This window comes from Bartonella sp. HY406 (genome assembly GCF_025449315.1).
In the GTDB taxonomy this organism is placed as follows: Bacteria; Pseudomonadota; Alphaproteobacteria; order Rhizobiales; family Rhizobiaceae; genus HY038.
This window is the reverse complement of record NZ_CP104893.1, coordinates 1,299,700-1,316,452: the sequence shown is the minus strand read 5'-3', so window position 1 is coordinate 1,316,452 and position 16,753 is coordinate 1,299,700. Positions and strand designations below refer to the sequence as shown.

The following is a 16,753-nucleotide window of genomic DNA, read 5'->3' as shown; positions in this document are numbered from 1 at the left end:
TAAAAGCAATTATCGGCTAATAAATTTTAATATGACTTATGAAAAGAGTGATAGATGATGCCCCCAATTGGTGATCTTACAAAAAACCAAAAGTTCGTTCTTGATGTCCTCAAGAAAGAGCGGGCACCATTAAGCGCTTACACTATCCTTGATCAATTGCGCGATGAGGGGTTTCGCGCTCCGTTACAAATTTATCGCGCTTTAGATAAGTTGATTGCAATTGGTGCAGTGCATAAGCTTGAAAGCTTAAATGCCTATATAGCTTGCGCCCACCCTGACTGCGATGACCATCATCTAGTTGCTTTTGCTATTTGTAAAAACTGTGGCAAGGTTCACGAATTTAACAATCACGTTATTGAACATGAAGTGCATGACCATATGCATAAGATCCACTTTCGCCCCCATGCAACAACATTAGAAATTCGTGGTCTTTGCGAAAATTGTGCAGAAGAACCCAGCAATGCTTAATATTACATATTACCTGCGTATTTGTAGTGCACCTTAGATGACAGCCCACTATGGCGATGCTAAATAGGCCCAATTTTTCTTAATATTTGGATTTTTTATTTACTATTTGGCAGGTGTTTTCTTTTTGTCATAATTAAAGCATATTTTCCTCAAATGAATCAATTTAAGCATTTTTTGATCCGCTTGCATAGTTTGTCGCCGCTTTTACCTATCACTCGATATGCTAAAAGCAGCTCGTCATGCATAGATCAAACAACAAACTAATGCATGTAAGGTTTTTTAAAATTAAATGATCAAAACTCTATTTAAGTTTTTTTTTAGTATTTTATTCATTGTGCCGATGACTGCTATTGTGCAAGCTCATCCACATATTTTTGTCGATGCAAAAGTTCAAATTCAACTAGATAAAGATGGCAAGGTTGAAAAACTCTCGCAAGATTGGTTGTTTGATGCTTTGTTTTCAGCTGGGGTTATTTTAGATTTTGACAAGAATGGTGACCGTTTTCTTGATCCATCAGAACTTGCCGAAATAAGCAAAACTATCCGCGAATCCTTAGCTGAGTTTGACTATTTCCAATCTGTAACAGTAGATGGTAAATCAGTTAAGCTTGCTAATCCCGATAAGCTTATTGCTGATATGAAAAATAACCAGCTCACGCTTCATATCGAAAATAAGCCCAAAGAGCCATTATATATTAAACGTGGTGGCCATTACAGCTTTTCACTCTATGACCCAACTTTTTATGTTGCTGTAAACTTTAAACGCGATATTGATATTTCATTTTCGGGATTACCTTCGTTTTGTAAGGGCTACATGGTTCGTCCTGATGGCGATAAAATATTATCCAAAAGTCTTGCCAATGAAACCGAAGATTTTTTTGCAAATCCCGATGCAAGTTTTGACCTAGCCCAACGTCTTGCGCCCAAATTGGAAGTGATATGCGACAAATAAAATTTATGCCTTTAATTGCTGTAATATATTATAGCATACTAACTAACGCCTTTGCTAGATCTCCACTTGGTATCGGTGCGCCTGAGCAGCCCGTCAATAATTCATCCATTTTTTCAGAAATTTATGTTTATATTCTTGGTTGGCAACAGGTCTTTGAACGCACAATTGGCGGATACCTCATTGGTATGAAAGAAAATCCACATAATGCAATTTGGCTTATTGGTCTTTCTTTTCTTTATGGCATTTTGCACGCTGCAGGTCCAGGACATGGTAAAGCAGTAATTGCATCTTATCTTGTTGCCAATGATGCAAGTTTAAAACGCGGTATTTTCTTATCGTTCCTTTCATCAATTTTGCAGGCGTTAAGCGCAATTTTTATTATTTTATTAGTATTCTTTCTACTTCCTGGTCGCCTCACACAAGCAGCTACATTTTTAACAACAGGCAGCTTTATTCTGGTTATGATTTTGGGGATGGTTATGATCTGGCGAAAAATCAAACCCTATTTTCACAAAAAAAGCATTAAAACAACTATATTTGACAGTGCACCAGCCAGTGACTTTAACCAACAAAGCAGCTTTCAATCAAGCCTGCCCCCCAAAGGCGCATTAAACAACAAACCACGCTTAAATTATGAAAAAGGCGGCGTTGACCATGTATTTAATGGCGCAGGTGAAATTTGTAATGATTGCGGCCAAGCCCATATGATTAGCCCTGACATTGTCAAAGAACCACTGCAATTGCGCCCTGCCCTTATGGCTGTTTTTTCTGTCGGCCTTCGCCCATGTTCCGGTGCTATATTTGTCATGAGCTTTGTCATGCTCAATGATTTATGGTTCATTGGTGTTTTATCGGTTTTGGCTATGTCTCTTGGCACCTTTATCACCGTATCGCTTCTGGCCGCGCTTGCTGTCTATGCAAAATCATTAGCACTCAAGATTTCAAATAGACAAAGCCATTTTAACTTTTTCAAATCTGCATTAGAATGGTGTGCCGCAATTTTCATCTTCCTCACTGGTCTTTCCCTCACTTTGACCTCGATTATAAGTTAAATTGAAAATAAATTAACGCGTTAATCATTTGTATAAACGCATAAATTAATTTACCATTCGAATTGTTTAAAAATAAAAGCTTTAGCAACTTGTATGTGCTAACAAATATGATTATTAAACCTTCATTATTCTCCAAGAAATTAACTGCTACAAACAGGAATACGAGGCGTGAGCGAAAACCTTATTGGACAGAAAAAAGCCTTTACATTTGAAGAGCTTTTACGCTTCTATCAGGATTCTGGCGTTGATATAGCAATCTTGGATGAACCTATTAATCGGCTTCAGGTAGCGCCTGCACCTTCAAATATTCAATCTGAAACGAAGATTGCGGTTAATCAAGAACCAGTCCCGACCGCAACAAAGGCGACTGATACCAAAAAGGCACCAACAAGAACAGCAAGCGCTGCACGTAAAACCAATTATGTTCCCCTTGATGACCAGATAAAACTTGCACGCGAAGTTGCGATGCGTGCAAATAGTCTTGAGGAACTATGTCAAAATTTAACCGATTTTGAGGGCTGTCCTTTAAAGATTACCGCTAAAAACACCTGCTTTGCTGATGGTACAAACAAGAGCAAGCTAATGATTATCGGCGATGTGCCAGAGCGTGAGGAAGACTTGCAAGGTGTGCCTTTTGTTGGTCCCGCAGGTGAGCTACTCAACAAAATGCTTGGGGCAATAGGGTATAATCGTCAAGATGTTTATATTGCCAATGTTATCGCATGGCGTCCACCGGGCAATCGCGAACCCACACAGCATGAAATTGAATTATGTAAGCCATTTATTTACCGGCAAATTGAACTGGCAAATCCTGATATGATATTAGCGTTCGGCGGCACAACAACAACATGGCTTACCGGTGCCAATGAAGGTATTTTGCGTATGCGCGGTAATTGGCTAAAATTTGTAACCGCAGGCGGAAAAATTATTGATGTTATGCCAACATTCCATCCGCGTTATTTATTGAAAAATCCCCTTCATAAAAAATTTACGTGGCAAGATTTGCTTAATGTGAAAATGAAAATGCGTGAGTTATCCCATTAACTCACCCATAAGTTGATTGTCTTTCATGCATATTTCATACAAATTATTTTATTTGGAATTTGCTGCACGCTCTTGTGGCTTTAATAAATTCAAGCGGCTTTCACGATAAATAATAAATATTCCAGAGCCAACGACAATCAAACTTCCAATGAGCATTTGCGTTGTTGGCACATCACCAAAAACCACATAACCAATAATAAGCCCGAGCACCAAAGAGACATATTCAAAGGGTGCAACAGTTGATGGTTCAGCATGGCGATATGCTTCTGTCATAAATATCTGCGCTACGCCGCCAAAAAGACCTGCACCGATTAATAGACAGGCTATATGCCAATCTGGCCAAACCCAGACATCAAGCAATGCAGTTTTTATGCCTATATGATTTAAGAAATAGCCAATCGGCCAAGATAGCAAAGAAAATAAGCTTGCAGAAATCATGAAATAGAGCACAATTGTTGTTGTACGCTCGGTAAAAACTAAGCGCCGCACCAATAAAAGCGCAATAGCTGTAAGCACGGCGCTAGCAAGGGCAGCTATAGCGCCATAAGCAATCGATGTATCCAGTTCCTGCGCAGAAAATATCGTCATACGAGGCCAAATAACAATCAACACACCGACAAGCCCCGCAAAAACTGCACTCCAACGATATAAACGTACTTTTTCCTTTAAAAAAATAACGCTTAAAATTACTAAAATGAGAGGCGCACCATAACTAATTGCAATAGATTCAGGTAAAGGCAATAAGGTTAAAGCATAAAAATTACACATCATAGCCAAAATGCCAAACAATCCACGCCAAATATGCCCGACAATATTGCTTGTATAAAAAGCTTTACGCAACTCACCACGCATAAATAGCCAGATAAAAACTGGTAGCAATCCGAAAAATGAACGAAAAAAGCTAAGCTCACCAGCTGGAATTCCAACCGCTGCTTTGAGTAATGTTGACATACCGACAAAGAGCGCAACAGCAGTAACCTTCATCCAGATTCCAACCATTACATTTCCTGAAATAACAGGCATTTTATCTATAGAACCCATAATAAAGCCGATACTTTCACCTAAAACATCAAAGCATTAAACCACATTGCAGCGATAGTGATACAAAATTAGGCACATCGCACTCTTACTACTTATTCAGCCTAAAAGATTTAAGTTAAATAATTTGCGTACATTTAAAACCTATTTGTCACGATATAATAAATAATCGATTATCATAGTTTTTTTTAAATATCTTGTTTTTAAAAAAGTAACTAACAATAAAGCAACGATTGGAGATATTTTTAAAAAATCTATTGCAGCCTTTTAAATTTATTCCTACCTTAAAATAAATTAACAAATGGGATTTAAGGTTATGAACACGGTAAAGCGTCCAGTTTTTCGCTTAAAAGACTATAAGCCAACACCATATGAAATAAAAACAACGCATATGGACTTCATTCTTGAAGCTGAAAATACAGTTGTGACCACAAGATTGTCGCTAGAAAGACGGCAAGGCACTAAAAAAGGCGCACCACTTATTCTTATTGGTGATGAATTGGAACTGGTACGTGTTGCCATTGATAATATTGAACTAGAGCCAAAAGCATTTACCATAACCCCCAGCCAATTAAAAATTGACAATCCTCCTTGTGATCCTTTTACTTTAGAAATTGTAACGAAAATCAATCCCAAAGCTAACCGCCAATTAATGGGTCTTTACCAATCTAATGGTGTTTTTTGCACCCAATGTGAAGCGGAAGGCTTTCGCAGGATTACATATTTCTATGATCGTCCCGATGTTCTTTCCGTTTATACTGTTCGGATTGAAGCAAACAAAAAACAATCCCCCATTTTATTATCCAATGGTAATTGCGTTGAAACTGGAAATATAGGCAGGGATCGGCACTTTGCAACATGGCATGACCCCTTTCCCAAGCCATCCTATTTATTTGCTTTGGTTGCTGGCAATCTCGAAGTAACCCGCGATAGCTTCAAGACAATGAGCGGTAAAATTGTGGATCTTGGCATTTATGTTGAGAAAGGTAAGACTGAGCGCGCGCTTTATGCAATGGATTCGCTTAAACGATCTCTTGCGTGGGACGAAAAAGCTTTTGGTCGCGAATATGATCTTGATATATTTAATATTGTTGCCGTATCTGATTTTAATATGGGTGCAATGGAAAATAAGGGACTGAATATATTTAATGATCGATATATTCTTGCCGCAGCCGAAACCGAAACCGATGCGGACTTTGCCAATGTTGAACGTGTAGTTGCCCATGAATATTTCCACAATTGGACGGGCGACCGTATCACTTGCCGTGACTGGTTCCAATTATGCTTAAAAGAAGGGCTTACGGTTTATCGAGATCAAGAGTTCTCATCAAGCCAACGCTCGCGTCCCGTGCAGCGTATAGACCAAGTTCGTTTATTGAAAATTGCGCAATTTCCAGAAGATGCTGGTCCCCTTGCCCACCCCGTACGACCTACGCAATATAGCGAAATTAATAATTTTTATACAACCACTATCTATGAAAAAGGTGCCGAAGTTGTCCGCATGGTTCACACCTTGCTCGGTGATGAATTATTTAGAAAAGGTATGGATCTATATTTTGACCGCCATGATGGCGAGGCTTGTACGATTGAAGACTTCATTGCATGCTTTGCGAAGGTATCAAAACAAGATTTTTCTCAATTTATGCTTTGGTATGAACAAGCAGGCACACCACATGTAAAAGCCAAATTCGACTATAACGAAAAGCATGAAACCCTTACCATTAAACTGGAGCAAAAAATCTACCCAACACCAGGGCAAAAGAAAAAGAAGCCAATGGTCATACCTATTCGCTTTGCTCTTTTAGATGAAGAGGGTAACGAAATTAATGTGAAAACAAATAGCAATGGCGAAGCTACTCTTTTAGTGCTTAACGAGGCCAAGCAAAGCTTCCACTTCAAAGGGATAAAGCATCGGCCTGTGGTGTCACTATTGCGTGATTTTTCTGCCCCAGTCATCCTTAAAACAGATTTAAGCAAAAAGGAGCGTTTTTTCCTTGCTGCATTTGATCAGGATCCAGTTAACCGGTGGCAGGCACTCAATGATCTTTTGATGGATGAATTAGTACACGCCCATAAGCATGAGGGAAAACTGCGCCATAAGCAATGCATAAAACTTGCCAAGCTCGTCGATAATGTTGCCAATGATGAGCGTTTAGAACCAGCTTTTCGCGCGATTGCTTTGACCTTGCCTAGCGAAGCAGAAATTGCAAGGATTGTCGCAAAAGATATCAATCCCGATCATATCCATGCTGCAAGACAAATATTGGTTGAAATTGTTGCTAGAGAAAACCAAGCAAGCTTTAACACACTTTATAAAGCAATAAACCCTGCAAAGCCATTCACCCCCGATGCAATCAATGCAGGCAAGCGCGCTTTGGCAAACACTTTACTTTATTATATTGCCATAGCTGAAAATTCGCCTAAAAGGGTCGGCGGCTTATATGACGAAGCAGATAATATGACCGATCGCCTTGCTGCCCTTAATATTTTGGTGCAAAATTTTGCCCAATCTAAAGAAGCACAATCAGCGCTTAGCGACTTTGAAAAACGCTTTGACAAAGATGTTCTAACAATTGACAAATGGTTTGGCGTGCAAGCTCGTAGTGCAAGATTGGAAACCCTTGAAAAAGTGCAAGAGCTTACCAAACACAAGCACTTTTCCTTTGACAATCCAAACCGTGTGCGTGCATTGATTGGAACATTTGCGGGCGGCAACCCTGTTGCATTTAACCGTAAAGATGGCGCTAGCTATAATTATCTTGCAAAGATTATCATTGATATTGATGGTAAGAATCCGCAACTTGCATCCCGTCTTTTAACAACTTTACGCTCTTGGCGATCTTTAGAGCAAAACCGCCGCAATAAGCTTGAACATGCTCTAAAGCATATTGCCAAGACAAATAATTTGTCCAATGATGTTAGTGATATCATTGCAAGGTTACTTGGTGATGATAAGGATAAAAAGAAACATAAAAATAAGTGATTATAAGACCACTTATAATCTTGTTCAATAAGAACAAGACGCTATATACTAACTAATATTGAATATAGAATTTTCATTAAAATGCCAAAAATTTTCGGCATTTTAATGAATTATTGGGAATAGAAATTCATGTTCAATATCAATTTTAGAACGAATAAAGCTGCTGATGTGGCTGGACATTTTCCATAAAAGTGTAAAAGCAGTTTTGCGATGGAAAATACATAAACAAAATATTAGAGCACAATGATAAGCCAATGCTTAGCGGATGTGCTCTAGATTAGCTTAAGTAGCATACAACTTAACTCCCCCCAATTGGGCAATATTCACTTGATTATTTTAGGAGCAAACATGTTAGAAAAAGTTATTTATACAACAAGTGCAACAGCTAAAGGTGGCCGTGAAGGTCATGTTACATCGCAAGACGGTGCCATCAACCTAGACTTGATCAAACCAAAAGAAATGGGCGGCAATGGCAAAGTCGGCGCAAATCCTGAAACTCTTTTTGCAGCTGGCTATGCAGCCTGCTTTGAATCAGCAACGCGCTTTGCGGCTGCCCAAAAGGGTATGAAAATTGGTGAAGATAGCTGGGTTAAAGCCGATGTTGGTATTGGCCCTCGTAAGGAGGGTGGCTTCCAATTAGTTGTAACGCTTAACGTTCATCTTGATGGCCTTGATAAGCAACAAGCTGAAATGGCAGCGCTTACTGCCCATAATGAAATTTGCCCCTATTCCCATGCCACACGTGGCAATGTGGAAGTACAAATCAAGATTGTTTAAATTTTAATTATTCAAAATAAGAAGGCGCTCACCCTATCGGAAGGGCGCCTTTATTATTTTGTATTATCAAACTAAAATCCGACAGGTTTTCCAGTTTTTGTAATAACATCATCTGAAGTTACTTCATCAGACTTTTTTTAAATTTTAACTTACCCTGTTTGGAAAATCAACTATATGAATGTTTGTCGAGAACTTCAACGATCGTTCGCACATTTATCATTCAAATTTTAAAACAATTTTCCCAGCCCGAACAGGTATTGATCTATCATCAGCCACATTTACGATCACAATCTTGAAATCTTTTTTGCTTTATTTCTCTCTTAGATTGATTTGTAAAATAATTATTAAAAAAACATCAAACCGCTAATAACGGTATGATGTTTTAAGCTAAACAGTTAATTCACAAACAGACAATAACCAAGTTTAATAGTTTAAATCCATAATGCTATAAATCAGCAATTATTGATTTATTTGCATACGTTGAGCAAGCATTGTTGCGAGCGAGGGAGCTAAAGGCAATATCGGCGTTAAGGTTGATTGATAAGCATGATAAAGGTCTGGCTTTCCTACATAAATTTTACTTGAGGGATTGTTGTCGCCATCAACTTCATTATGCCAGCTACCACCTCGCCGATCAATCATGTGTAAATCGAGAAAATCCCAAAATCGCCGATACCAAACTTCGTATTTAATATTGCCAGTACGTTTTAAAAGCGCAGCGGCAGCAGTTATAGCCTCGGCTTGCACCCAATGAGCGCGATTACTTACATTAGGATTATCCTGCCAATCAATTGTATAAACAATACCCGGCTTGCCGTTTGCAGCCCATCCAGTATTAACACCTGCGTCGAATAATTTGCTTGCATCTTCAAATAACCATGTTGGCGCTTCTTCACCATTTAGAAGTAAAGCCGCTTCAAGCTTTAGCAGTAAGTGACTCCATTCTAAAAAATGACCTGGTGTCATGCCAAATGGGCGCATATCATCATAAGGTTTATCCTTATTGAAATCGCGCATTAACAGCCAATTTTTATCAAAATGCTCCGGAACTCGATAATTATGTTCACGCGCATTGGTATGGATAACACGATGCGCAATCCGCAAAGCTCTTTGCCGCCAAATAGAAGAATTTAACACGTCAGCAAGCGCCATACACATTTCTACAGAATGCATATTACTGTTTGCACCGCGATAGTTTTCCTCATTAGACCAATCTGCCGCAAAACTTTCGCGCATAGCTCCTTCATTTTCAGACCAAAAATATTCTTCAAGTATATCAACAGCTTGCTTAAGAAGAAGTTCAGCTCCTTCGGTTTTCGCTACAACTGCTGATGACGCAGCCAAGCCAACGAAAGCATGAAGGTAGGCAATTTTTCTTGCTTGTGGTTGATCTTCTGCCTGTTTCCAACCACCATGCTTATCATCATGCAATGGCCCAAGAAGAGCCTTAATACCATGTTTTACAAGCGGCGCGCAACCGGGTAAACCTAATATAGAACCCAAAGCGTATGCGTGGGTCATACGGGCGGTTATGATTGTTTGAGCAACCGCGTTGTCAGGAAGATTACCTTGATCATTAAGAGCGGTAAAACCGTTTTTAACGCGAGACTCTTTCGAAAAGTCTAACAGCCTTTGTCCTTGCTGCTCTAGCCAGCGATGATGTCGCTGGCTATGTAACCATGTTTGTTCTGATGGCGAAACAGATGCTAATGTGTCAACCATTGATAATCATGCCACCGTTAACATGAATGGTTTGCCCAGTGATAAATGATGAATCTTCGCTAGCAAGATAAACATAGGCCGGACCTACCTCACTTGGCTGACCAATGCGCGCCAAAGGAACACTTTTTCCCATATCGGCCACAATCTGAGGATCGATAGGTCCAAATCCAGCAGGCTGAATTGGCGTCCATATAGGACCGGGCGCAACTTCATTCACCCTTATACCTTTATCTGCTAGTTGTAATGCCAAAGCACGCGTAAAACCTGCTTGCGCTGCTTTAGTAGTTGAATAGGCAACGAGCATATCATTTCCAGCAAAAGCATTGACCGAAGTTGTGTTTATAATTGATGCACCTTTATGTAAATGCGGTAACGCCGCCCTAGTTAAATAAAACATTGCATGCACATTAATATCAAAATGCCAATGCCAATCATCATCAGAAATTTCACCAAGGTCTTTAGCAACCTTTTGAATACCTGCATTATTTACGACAATATCTAATCCACCAAATTGCTCAATAACAGTTTTAACGACACTATTACAATTTTCCACTTTTCGTAAATCCGCTTCAATCGCTAAAGCTCGCACACCTTCTGCCTCAATGAGTTTCTTTGCGTCTTGGCCATCGTCAGCTTCTTCTGGAAGGTAAATAATGGCAACGTCAGCACCTTCACGAGCAAAATGCAATGCCGCGGCCCTACCAATACCACTATCTCCACCCGTAATAAGTGCCTTTTTACCAGCTAGTTTGCTTGAACCTTTATAGCTATCGCGTATGTGTTGCGCTGGTGGAACAAGTTTAGATTCTACACCAGGCATGTGATCTTGAGATTGTGGAGGAATTTTCATAATACGTACTCCGTTTGGGTTGTTAAAGTTAAACGGAGACAAGCATTAATGGTTGCAATAAAAATATAGCTAAATTTGTGCACTGAGCCATATTTTCAAAAAAAGAAAAAAATTACGTTAAATATCAGTTAGATAGAATTTCAAATAGCTAATTCTTGATAAAGAATATTTTAGTAAATTATAATTTACCAATCACAAATTTAATTAAAGCCACTTATAAATGGCCCGCTTTTAAAATAAGCGGGCCAAAAAATTTCAATTATTCGGAAAGACAATGTTTCAATGAATGAGCAATTTTTTCAATCATAAGCTCGTATTGCATTGGTCCTTCTGGAATATCGTAACCTAGTGGATCGAGCTCACCTGTTTTGACGCCTGTGCCTTCTTGAATAGTTTTAACAACACGCGGCTCAAATTGTGGTTCTGAAAAAATACATGCAGACTTTAAGTCTTTTACTTTTTCCTTAATTTCGGAAATACGCTGTGCACCAGGTGCTTGCTCAGGATTTACTGTAATAGAACCCGCAGCTGGAATATCAAAGCGTTTTTCAAAATAATGATATCCGTCATGGAAAACAATAAATGGCTTACCACGCACCGGCGCAAGCTCACTATTTACTTGCTTAATCAATGTATCAAGATTTGCCACATAGGCGGTTGCATTTTGCCGATAACGATCGGCATGTTCTGGGTCTTTTTTTGCCAAAACTTCAGCAATATCTTTAACGGCCACTTTGGCATTTTCAGGATCTAGCCAGAAATGCAAATCCTTATGATGATCATGGTCGTGATCAGCTTCTGCGCTTTCATGCTCATGAGCATGATCGTGGTCATGTGCATCGGCCTTTTCTGCCTTATCATGGTCGTGGTCAGCCTCCCCATGTTCGTGCTCATGATCATGGTCGTGGTCATGACTATGGGCTTCGAACATACCTCCTTCACGCATATCAATAAGCTTTATGCCCGGGATTTCAGAAAGAGCAACCTTGTCTGCTTTTTCCGCAAGGTTATCAAGCGGCTTTATTAAAAATGTCTCCATGCTTGGGCCGGCCCAAAAGACAATATCAGCTTTGGCTAGATTATCGGCGTCACTTGGGCGCAAAGAATAGCCATGCTCTGATCCTGTCCCCTTTACAATCAATTCAGGCGTACCGACACCTTCCATAACCGTTGCAACCCAAGAATGGATCGGCTTAATTGAAGCGGTAACTTTAGGAACTTCAGCAAAAGCACTTGCTGAAAAAACAGAAACTGAAACAAAAACAGAAGCGGCAAGCAACTTGCGAAAGCTTTTAACCAAATTTGTCATTTTGCATCCTTTAAGAGCGTTATTGACGGATAAAATGTAAAATATCAAATCTAACCAACATATAAGGTGAAAGCTGAAACGCTAGCAGACCGCAAATATAGCCCCGCACAAATCTAACAATCCACCACATGCAACGTTATAATATAACATTTAATCTCATACGCTTTTAAAAATCAAGTAACAATATTTTATTTTCATATTACAACATCAATTACCACAATTTATGTTTGAACCGCAGCAAAGGATGATTTGTAGAAAATGTGTCAATCATTTTGCAATCATCGAATCCCCAACCCTTAATAATAAAATTCATTAAAAATCATACTTTTTTATAATTATTCATTTTCGGCTTAAAAAGGGATTTGGGTGAAAAGGTGCATAGACAATCAAAGAGCAAAACCAATTGCTACACGATATATTTGGAATTAAGATGGTTAATAATACCTAAAGACTGGGCGTTCAATACATAAATGCGTCAAACTCTAACTTTGCGACAAGGCAATTCAACCTCTAATAAAAATCTTCACGTTTAAATTTTTTTCCAGTAGCCGTTAATTCATCGGATTCAAAGTCAAAGCAAAGATTATATTTATATAAAAGAATTCCATAGCCAAATCCCCCATCATCTTCCTCTCTAATTCCCAAGACTACTCCTTTCAAGTTATGATATTCCGATTTTTTGATATTATTTTTAACATTGTCATTGACGATTACTTCTGAAAAAAAATCTAATTTTACGTGTTTCATTTATGTGTTATCCTTCCATCAAGTGAAACATTCAGATGGGAACCATCACGGGTGGCACACCCAAGCTGTGATTTTCCTTGACTGCCTAATTGAACATCCCATTCAAAAGCTTGTCCTGCAATACGTGAAGTTCCTTTAACCCTTTCATTACCAAATCTAACTACATAACGTTTTTGATAAATATCAGTTTTGATAATTAATAACTAATTTCCTGCCGCTTAGTTTTACCATAAATTATTATTAAAATAAGTCTGACGTTCTATGAATTTTATCAATTTGAATTTAATATTTAATAAAATTTATTAACAGTAAGCCAAAAATTGAAGCAACAGAATTAAATCTTAAAATAACAGCCACAAAGAAATCTCCATTGAGTCAAGGCACTCCAATGCACGGAACTCACTTAAATTTAAAATGATATAAAGGCATGTAAATTCTTTGTTTGAATTTTTCTAACAACACTTGACGCAGATTGGTAAAGCGCGCTAAATGTGTTTCATGAAAACATTTGAAACCACAATTTGTATTTTTACAATTATTATTGACTAGCTCATAGCTGGTCTGGTTGTTTTCATCACTGTTATCCCTTTAAGCAGAGATTAGCGCCCAGATCAGCGGCAAGAAATCACGCACATAAAGGTTGCAGCCATGGCAGTGTTGAAGTTTTATAATTCCCTCACACGACAAAAAGATGATTTTCATCCAATTAATAAAAACAATGTGCGCCTTTATGTTTGTGGACCAACAGTTTATGATTATGCCCATATAGGCAATGCGCGCCCTGTCATTGTTTTTGATGTGTTATATCGTCTATTGCGCCACATTTATGGCCAAGACCATGTGCTTTTTGCCCGTAACATTACCGACGTGGATGATAAGATTAATGCGCGTGCCGTACGCGATTATCCAGATCTGCCACTTAATGATGCAATTAGAAAACTCACCGAGGAAACGAATAACCAGTTTCAAGCAGATGTGAAAGCATTGGGCTGCTTACCGCCTGATGAACAGCCACGCGCCACCGACCACCTTGGCGAAATGCGCGCCATGATTGAACGCCTTATAGAAACTGGTCACGCCTATGTGGCAGAAGACCATGTGTTGTTTTCCGTAGCTAGCATGGGCACTAACCCCCGCTATGGCGCATTATCGCGCCGCTCACTTGACGATATGATTGCAGGCGCGCGTGTAGATGTTGCGGCCTATAAACGTGACGAAATGGATTTTGTTTTATGGAAACCATCGCTCAATGGCGAACCTGGCTGGCCCTCACCTGCTGGAATAACCGTTAATGGTCGCCCTGGCTGGCATATTGAATGCTCGGCAATGTCAATGGCAAAATTATTGCAGCCTTTTGGTGGTGGCCTACAATGCGATGACCCTATGGCCAATATTTTTGATATTCATGCCGGCGGTATCGACCTTATTTTTCCCCACCATGAAAATGAAATAGCCCAAAGCTGCTCGGCTTTTGGCAATGAGCGTATGGCAAATTATTGGTTGCATAATGGCTTTTTACAAGTTGAAGGTCAAAAAATGTCCAAAAGCCTTGGCAATTTCATTACCATTCGTGAAGTCTTAAATGAAGATTTACCACAATTTACTGATGAGGTAAGCGAGGAATTACGCAGCATTTGGGCGGGTCTATCGGCACGTTTTTCCATGTTACAAACCCATTACCGCGAACCAATTAATTGGACAAAACAACGCTTAACCGAAGGTGCAGATGAACTTTATCGCTGGTATGAGCTATTACGTGACATTAAGTTTGATGGCAGCATCGATACAAGCGCTGATAATGAGATTGTAGAGGCATTATCCGACGATCTTAATACATGGAATGCAATCACCACCTTAAGGCGTTTTTACAAAGAACGCGATGCACGAGCATTGGGCGAAGGCATGGCTTTGCTTGGGCTCCTCCGCCAAGATTTGATTGAAGACCAAGAAAACCTGCTATTTTACCGCAAAGCGGAACTATCAGACGATGAAATTCATCAACAAATTGCTTTAAGACTTGAAGCCATAGCCGCTAAGGACTGGGCAAAGGGTGATGAAATTAGAGATAATCTTGCCAAGCAAAATATCTTGTTAAAGGATGGAAAAAATCCTGAAACCGGAGAACGTGTAACCAGCTGGGAAGTAAAAAAATAATGCGTGATTATATAACCCTTTATGACACAACTCTGCGTGATGGACAACAGACACCCGGTGTTGATTTTTCGCTTGCAGATAAGCAGACAATCGCCAAAATGCTTGACGATTTTGGCCTTGATTATATTGAAGGCGGTTATCCAGGCGCAAACCCAACTGACACGGCTTTTTTTACCCAAAAGCCAACCCAAAAAGCTAAATTTGTCGCTTTTGGCATGACAAAAAGGGCTGGCATTTCTGCTTCTAATGATCCAGGCCTTAGCATGTTAGCGCAAGCAAAATCAGATACCATATGCTTGGTTGCTAAAACATGGGATTACCACGTGCGTGTCGCACTCAATTGTAGCAATGACGAAAACCTACAATCGATTGCAGAATCGGTAAAATTTGTCCAAAACGCAGGTAAAGAAGCAATGGTCGATTGCGAGCATTTCTTTGATGGTTATAAAGCAAATCCGCAATATGCCCTTGCCTGCGCCAAAGCAGCCTATGATAATGGCGCACGTTGGGTGGTTTTATGCGATACCAATGGTGGCACTCAGCCAAGTGAAATTACTAAGATCATCGAAGCAGTAACCAAAGTGGTACCAGGCGATCATCTTGGCATCCACACCCATGATGATACAGGCCAAGCCGTTGCTAATTCATTAGCCGCCATTGAAGCAGGTGTACGTCAAGTGCAAGGTACATTAAATGGCATTGGTGAGCGTTGCGGTAATGCCAATCTTATTACATTAATGGCAACCCTTGGCTTAAAACCCTTTTGGTCAGAACGATTTAAGACAGGAATCACACCTGAAAAATTAAGAAAATTAACCCAAATCTCCCGCAGCTTTGACGATATATTAAACCGCAACAGCAATGAGCAAGCCGCCTTTGTTGGTTCATCAGCTTTTGCGACCAAGGCAGGTATTCATGCGTCAGCCCTATTAAAAGAGCCTGAAACCTATGAGCATATTCCACCACAATTAGTCGGCAATAGCCGCCGCGTCATGGTTTCCGACCAAGGGGGTAAAGCCAATTTTATTGCCGAGCTCCATCAGCGCAATATTATGGTTGAAAAAAGTGATCCACGACTTGATAGCCTTATTAATATTGTCAAAGAGCGTGAGGCATCTGGTTATGCTTATGAGGGAGCGGATGCAAGTTTTGAGCTTTTAGCACGCAAACATCTCGGCACTGTACCTGATTTTTTCCATATCCAATCTTTTCGCTGTAGTGTTGAAAGAAGACACCAAGGCAATGGCTGCATTGCTTTAATGTCAGAAGCGGTTGTAAAATTACGTATTGATGATGAAATTCATATGTCGGTTGCCGAAGGGCATGGCCCCGTCAATGCTCTTGATATTGCGCTGCGTAAAGACCTTGGTAAGTATCAAAGTGAAATTGCAGATATGTCACTGATCGACTTTAAAGTGCGAATTTTAAATGGTGGTACAGAAGCGATCACCCGCGTATTGATTGAAAGCCAAGATAAATCTGGCATGCGTTGGCGCACCGTTGGCGTATCCGATAACATTATTGATGCATCATTCCAAGCGCTGCTCGATTCTGTTGTCTATAAATTGGTAAAAAACCGCACTTCACAAGATGAGAATTTATTAAATCAACAAAGTGCTTAAAACATAAAAAAGCCTGCTATCAGATAATAATAGCA

General features: G+C 39.6%; 14 protein-coding genes. 8 read left to right on the top strand and 6 right to left on the bottom strand.

The genetic code is table 11. The annotated features are described in order from the left end of the window. The first annotated feature begins 54 nt into the window (after nucleotides 1-54). The 4 genes from N6B01_RS05500 (at nucleotide 55) to N6B01_RS05485 (ending at nucleotide 3,516) form a co-directional block, all read left to right on the top strand. The gene (locus N6B01_RS05500) at nucleotides 55-468 is read left to right on the top strand and encodes a Fur family transcriptional regulator (protein WP_262080278.1); all 414 of its coding nucleotides are present in this window, start codon (nucleotides 55-57) and stop codon (nucleotides 466-468) included. Between the two features lie 289 nt (nucleotides 469-757). Further along, a complete protein-coding gene (locus N6B01_RS05495; protein WP_262080277.1) occupies nucleotides 758-1,420 on the top strand; it encodes a DUF1007 family protein in 663 nt (220 codons plus the stop codon). Continuing rightward, on the top strand, nucleotides 1,408-2,472 hold the full coding sequence (locus N6B01_RS05490; RefSeq protein WP_262080276.1) for a nickel/cobalt transporter: 1,065 nt from the start codon (nucleotides 1,408-1,410) through the stop codon (nucleotides 2,470-2,472). The genes N6B01_RS05495 and N6B01_RS05490 overlap by 13 nt, the downstream gene beginning before the upstream one ends. A gap of 168 nt (nucleotides 2,473-2,640) precedes the next feature. After that, nucleotides 2,641-3,516: a uracil-DNA glycosylase gene (locus N6B01_RS05485; protein ID WP_262080275.1), complete on the top strand. Its 876-nt coding sequence runs from the start codon at nucleotides 2,641-2,643 to the stop codon at nucleotides 3,514-3,516. Nucleotides 3,517-3,564: 48 nt separating this feature from the next. Here the strand turns inward: N6B01_RS05485 and N6B01_RS05480 are convergent, their stop codons facing one another. Continuing rightward, entirely contained in the window at nucleotides 3,565-4,557 is a 993-nt protein-coding gene (locus N6B01_RS05480) for a DMT family transporter (RefSeq protein WP_262080274.1), read from the bottom strand. A 313-nt stretch (nucleotides 4,558-4,870) separates the two neighbouring features. On the opposite strand from N6B01_RS05480, the gene pepN reads away from it, so the two are divergent. Next, nucleotides 4,871-7,537, top strand: a complete 2,667-nt coding sequence (gene pepN / locus N6B01_RS05475) for an aminopeptidase N (protein ID WP_262080273.1) — start codon at nucleotides 4,871-4,873, stop codon at nucleotides 7,535-7,537. 348 nt (nucleotides 7,538-7,885) lie between these two features. Further along, nucleotides 7,886-8,314 carry an organic hydroperoxide resistance protein gene (locus N6B01_RS05470; protein WP_182419287.1) on the top strand — a complete coding sequence of 143 codons (429 nt, stop codon included), beginning with the start codon at nucleotides 7,886-7,888 and terminating at the stop codon, nucleotides 8,312-8,314. Between the two features lie 459 nt (nucleotides 8,315-8,773). Here N6B01_RS05470 and N6B01_RS05465 read toward each other — a convergent pair whose 3' ends face one another. From N6B01_RS05465 to N6B01_RS15225, 5 genes are all read right to left on the bottom strand, one after another. Then, nucleotides 8,774-10,036, bottom strand: coding sequence for a D-mannose isomerase (locus N6B01_RS05465; protein WP_262080271.1), 1,263 nt, complete (start codon nucleotides 10,034-10,036; stop codon nucleotides 8,774-8,776). After that, entirely contained in the window at nucleotides 10,029-10,886 is an 858-nt protein-coding gene (locus N6B01_RS05460; RefSeq protein ID WP_262080270.1) for a glucose 1-dehydrogenase, read from the bottom strand. Before N6B01_RS05460 ends, N6B01_RS05465 begins: the two co-directional genes overlap by 8 nt. Nucleotides 10,887-11,145: 259 nt before the next feature. Then, nucleotides 11,146-12,195 (bottom strand): zinc ABC transporter substrate-binding protein, encoded by a 1,050-nt coding sequence (locus tag N6B01_RS05455; protein ID WP_262080269.1) that lies wholly within the window; start codon nucleotides 12,193-12,195, stop codon nucleotides 11,146-11,148. Nucleotides 12,196-12,705: 510 nt separating this feature from the next. Beyond that, nucleotides 12,706-12,942 (bottom strand): Imm31 family immunity protein, encoded by a 237-nt coding sequence (locus tag N6B01_RS05450; RefSeq protein WP_262080268.1) that lies wholly within the window; start codon nucleotides 12,940-12,942, stop codon nucleotides 12,706-12,708. Further along, on the bottom strand, nucleotides 12,939-13,124 hold the full coding sequence (locus N6B01_RS15225; RefSeq protein WP_410007255.1) for a polymorphic toxin type 17 domain-containing protein: 186 nt from the start codon (nucleotides 13,122-13,124) through the stop codon (nucleotides 12,939-12,941). The genes N6B01_RS05450 and N6B01_RS15225 overlap by 4 nt, the downstream gene beginning before the upstream one ends. A gap of 466 nt (nucleotides 13,125-13,590) precedes the next feature. On the opposite strand from N6B01_RS15225, the gene cysS reads away from it, so the two are divergent. After that, on the top strand, nucleotides 13,591-15,096 hold the full coding sequence (cysS, locus tag N6B01_RS05445) for a cysteine--tRNA ligase (protein ID WP_262080267.1): 1,506 nt from the start codon (nucleotides 13,591-13,593) through the stop codon (nucleotides 15,094-15,096). After that, a complete protein-coding gene (gene cimA / locus N6B01_RS05440) occupies nucleotides 15,096-16,718 on the top strand; it encodes a citramalate synthase (RefSeq protein ID WP_410007238.1) in 1,623 nt (540 codons plus the stop codon). The genes cysS and cimA overlap by 1 nt, the downstream gene beginning before the upstream one ends. The last annotated feature ends 35 nt before the right edge of the window (nucleotides 16,719-16,753 follow it).

What these genes read in the sequence shown, in the direction of transcription:
- N6B01_RS05500 (WP_262080278.1), top strand. Translation starts at nt 55, where the DNA reads ATGATGCCCCCAATTGGTGATCTTACAAAAAACCAAAAGTTCGTTCTT.
- N6B01_RS05495 (WP_262080277.1), top strand. Translation starts at nt 758, where the DNA reads ATGATCAAAACTCTATTTAAGTTTTTTTTTAGTATTTTATTCATTGTG.
- N6B01_RS05490 (WP_262080276.1), top strand. Translation starts at nt 1,408, where the DNA reads ATGCGACAAATAAAATTTATGCCTTTAATTGCTGTAATATATTATAGC.
- N6B01_RS05480 (WP_262080274.1), bottom strand. Translation starts at nt 4,557, where the DNA reads ATGGGTTCTATAGATAAAATGCCTGTTATTTCAGGAAATGTAATGGTT.
- pepN (WP_262080273.1), top strand. Translation starts at nt 4,871, where the DNA reads ATGAACACGGTAAAGCGTCCAGTTTTTCGCTTAAAAGACTATAAGCCA.
- N6B01_RS05470 (WP_182419287.1), top strand. Translation starts at nt 7,886, where the DNA reads ATGTTAGAAAAAGTTATTTATACAACAAGTGCAACAGCTAAAGGTGGC.
- N6B01_RS05465 (WP_262080271.1), bottom strand. Translation starts at nt 10,036, where the DNA reads ATGGTTGACACATTAGCATCTGTTTCGCCATCAGAACAAACATGGTTA.
- N6B01_RS05460 (WP_262080270.1), bottom strand. Translation starts at nt 10,886, where the DNA reads ATGAAAATTCCTCCACAATCTCAAGATCACATGCCTGGTGTAGAATCT.
- N6B01_RS05455 (WP_262080269.1), bottom strand. Translation starts at nt 12,195, where the DNA reads ATGACAAATTTGGTTAAAAGCTTTCGCAAGTTGCTTGCCGCTTCTGTT.
- N6B01_RS05450 (WP_262080268.1), bottom strand. Translation starts at nt 12,942, where the DNA reads ATGAAACACGTAAAATTAGATTTTTTTTCAGAAGTAATCGTCAATGAC.
- cysS (WP_262080267.1), top strand. Translation starts at nt 13,591, where the DNA reads ATGGCAGTGTTGAAGTTTTATAATTCCCTCACACGACAAAAAGATGAT.
- cimA (WP_410007238.1), top strand. Translation starts at nt 15,096, where the DNA reads ATGCGTGATTATATAACCCTTTATGACACAACTCTGCGTGATGGACAA.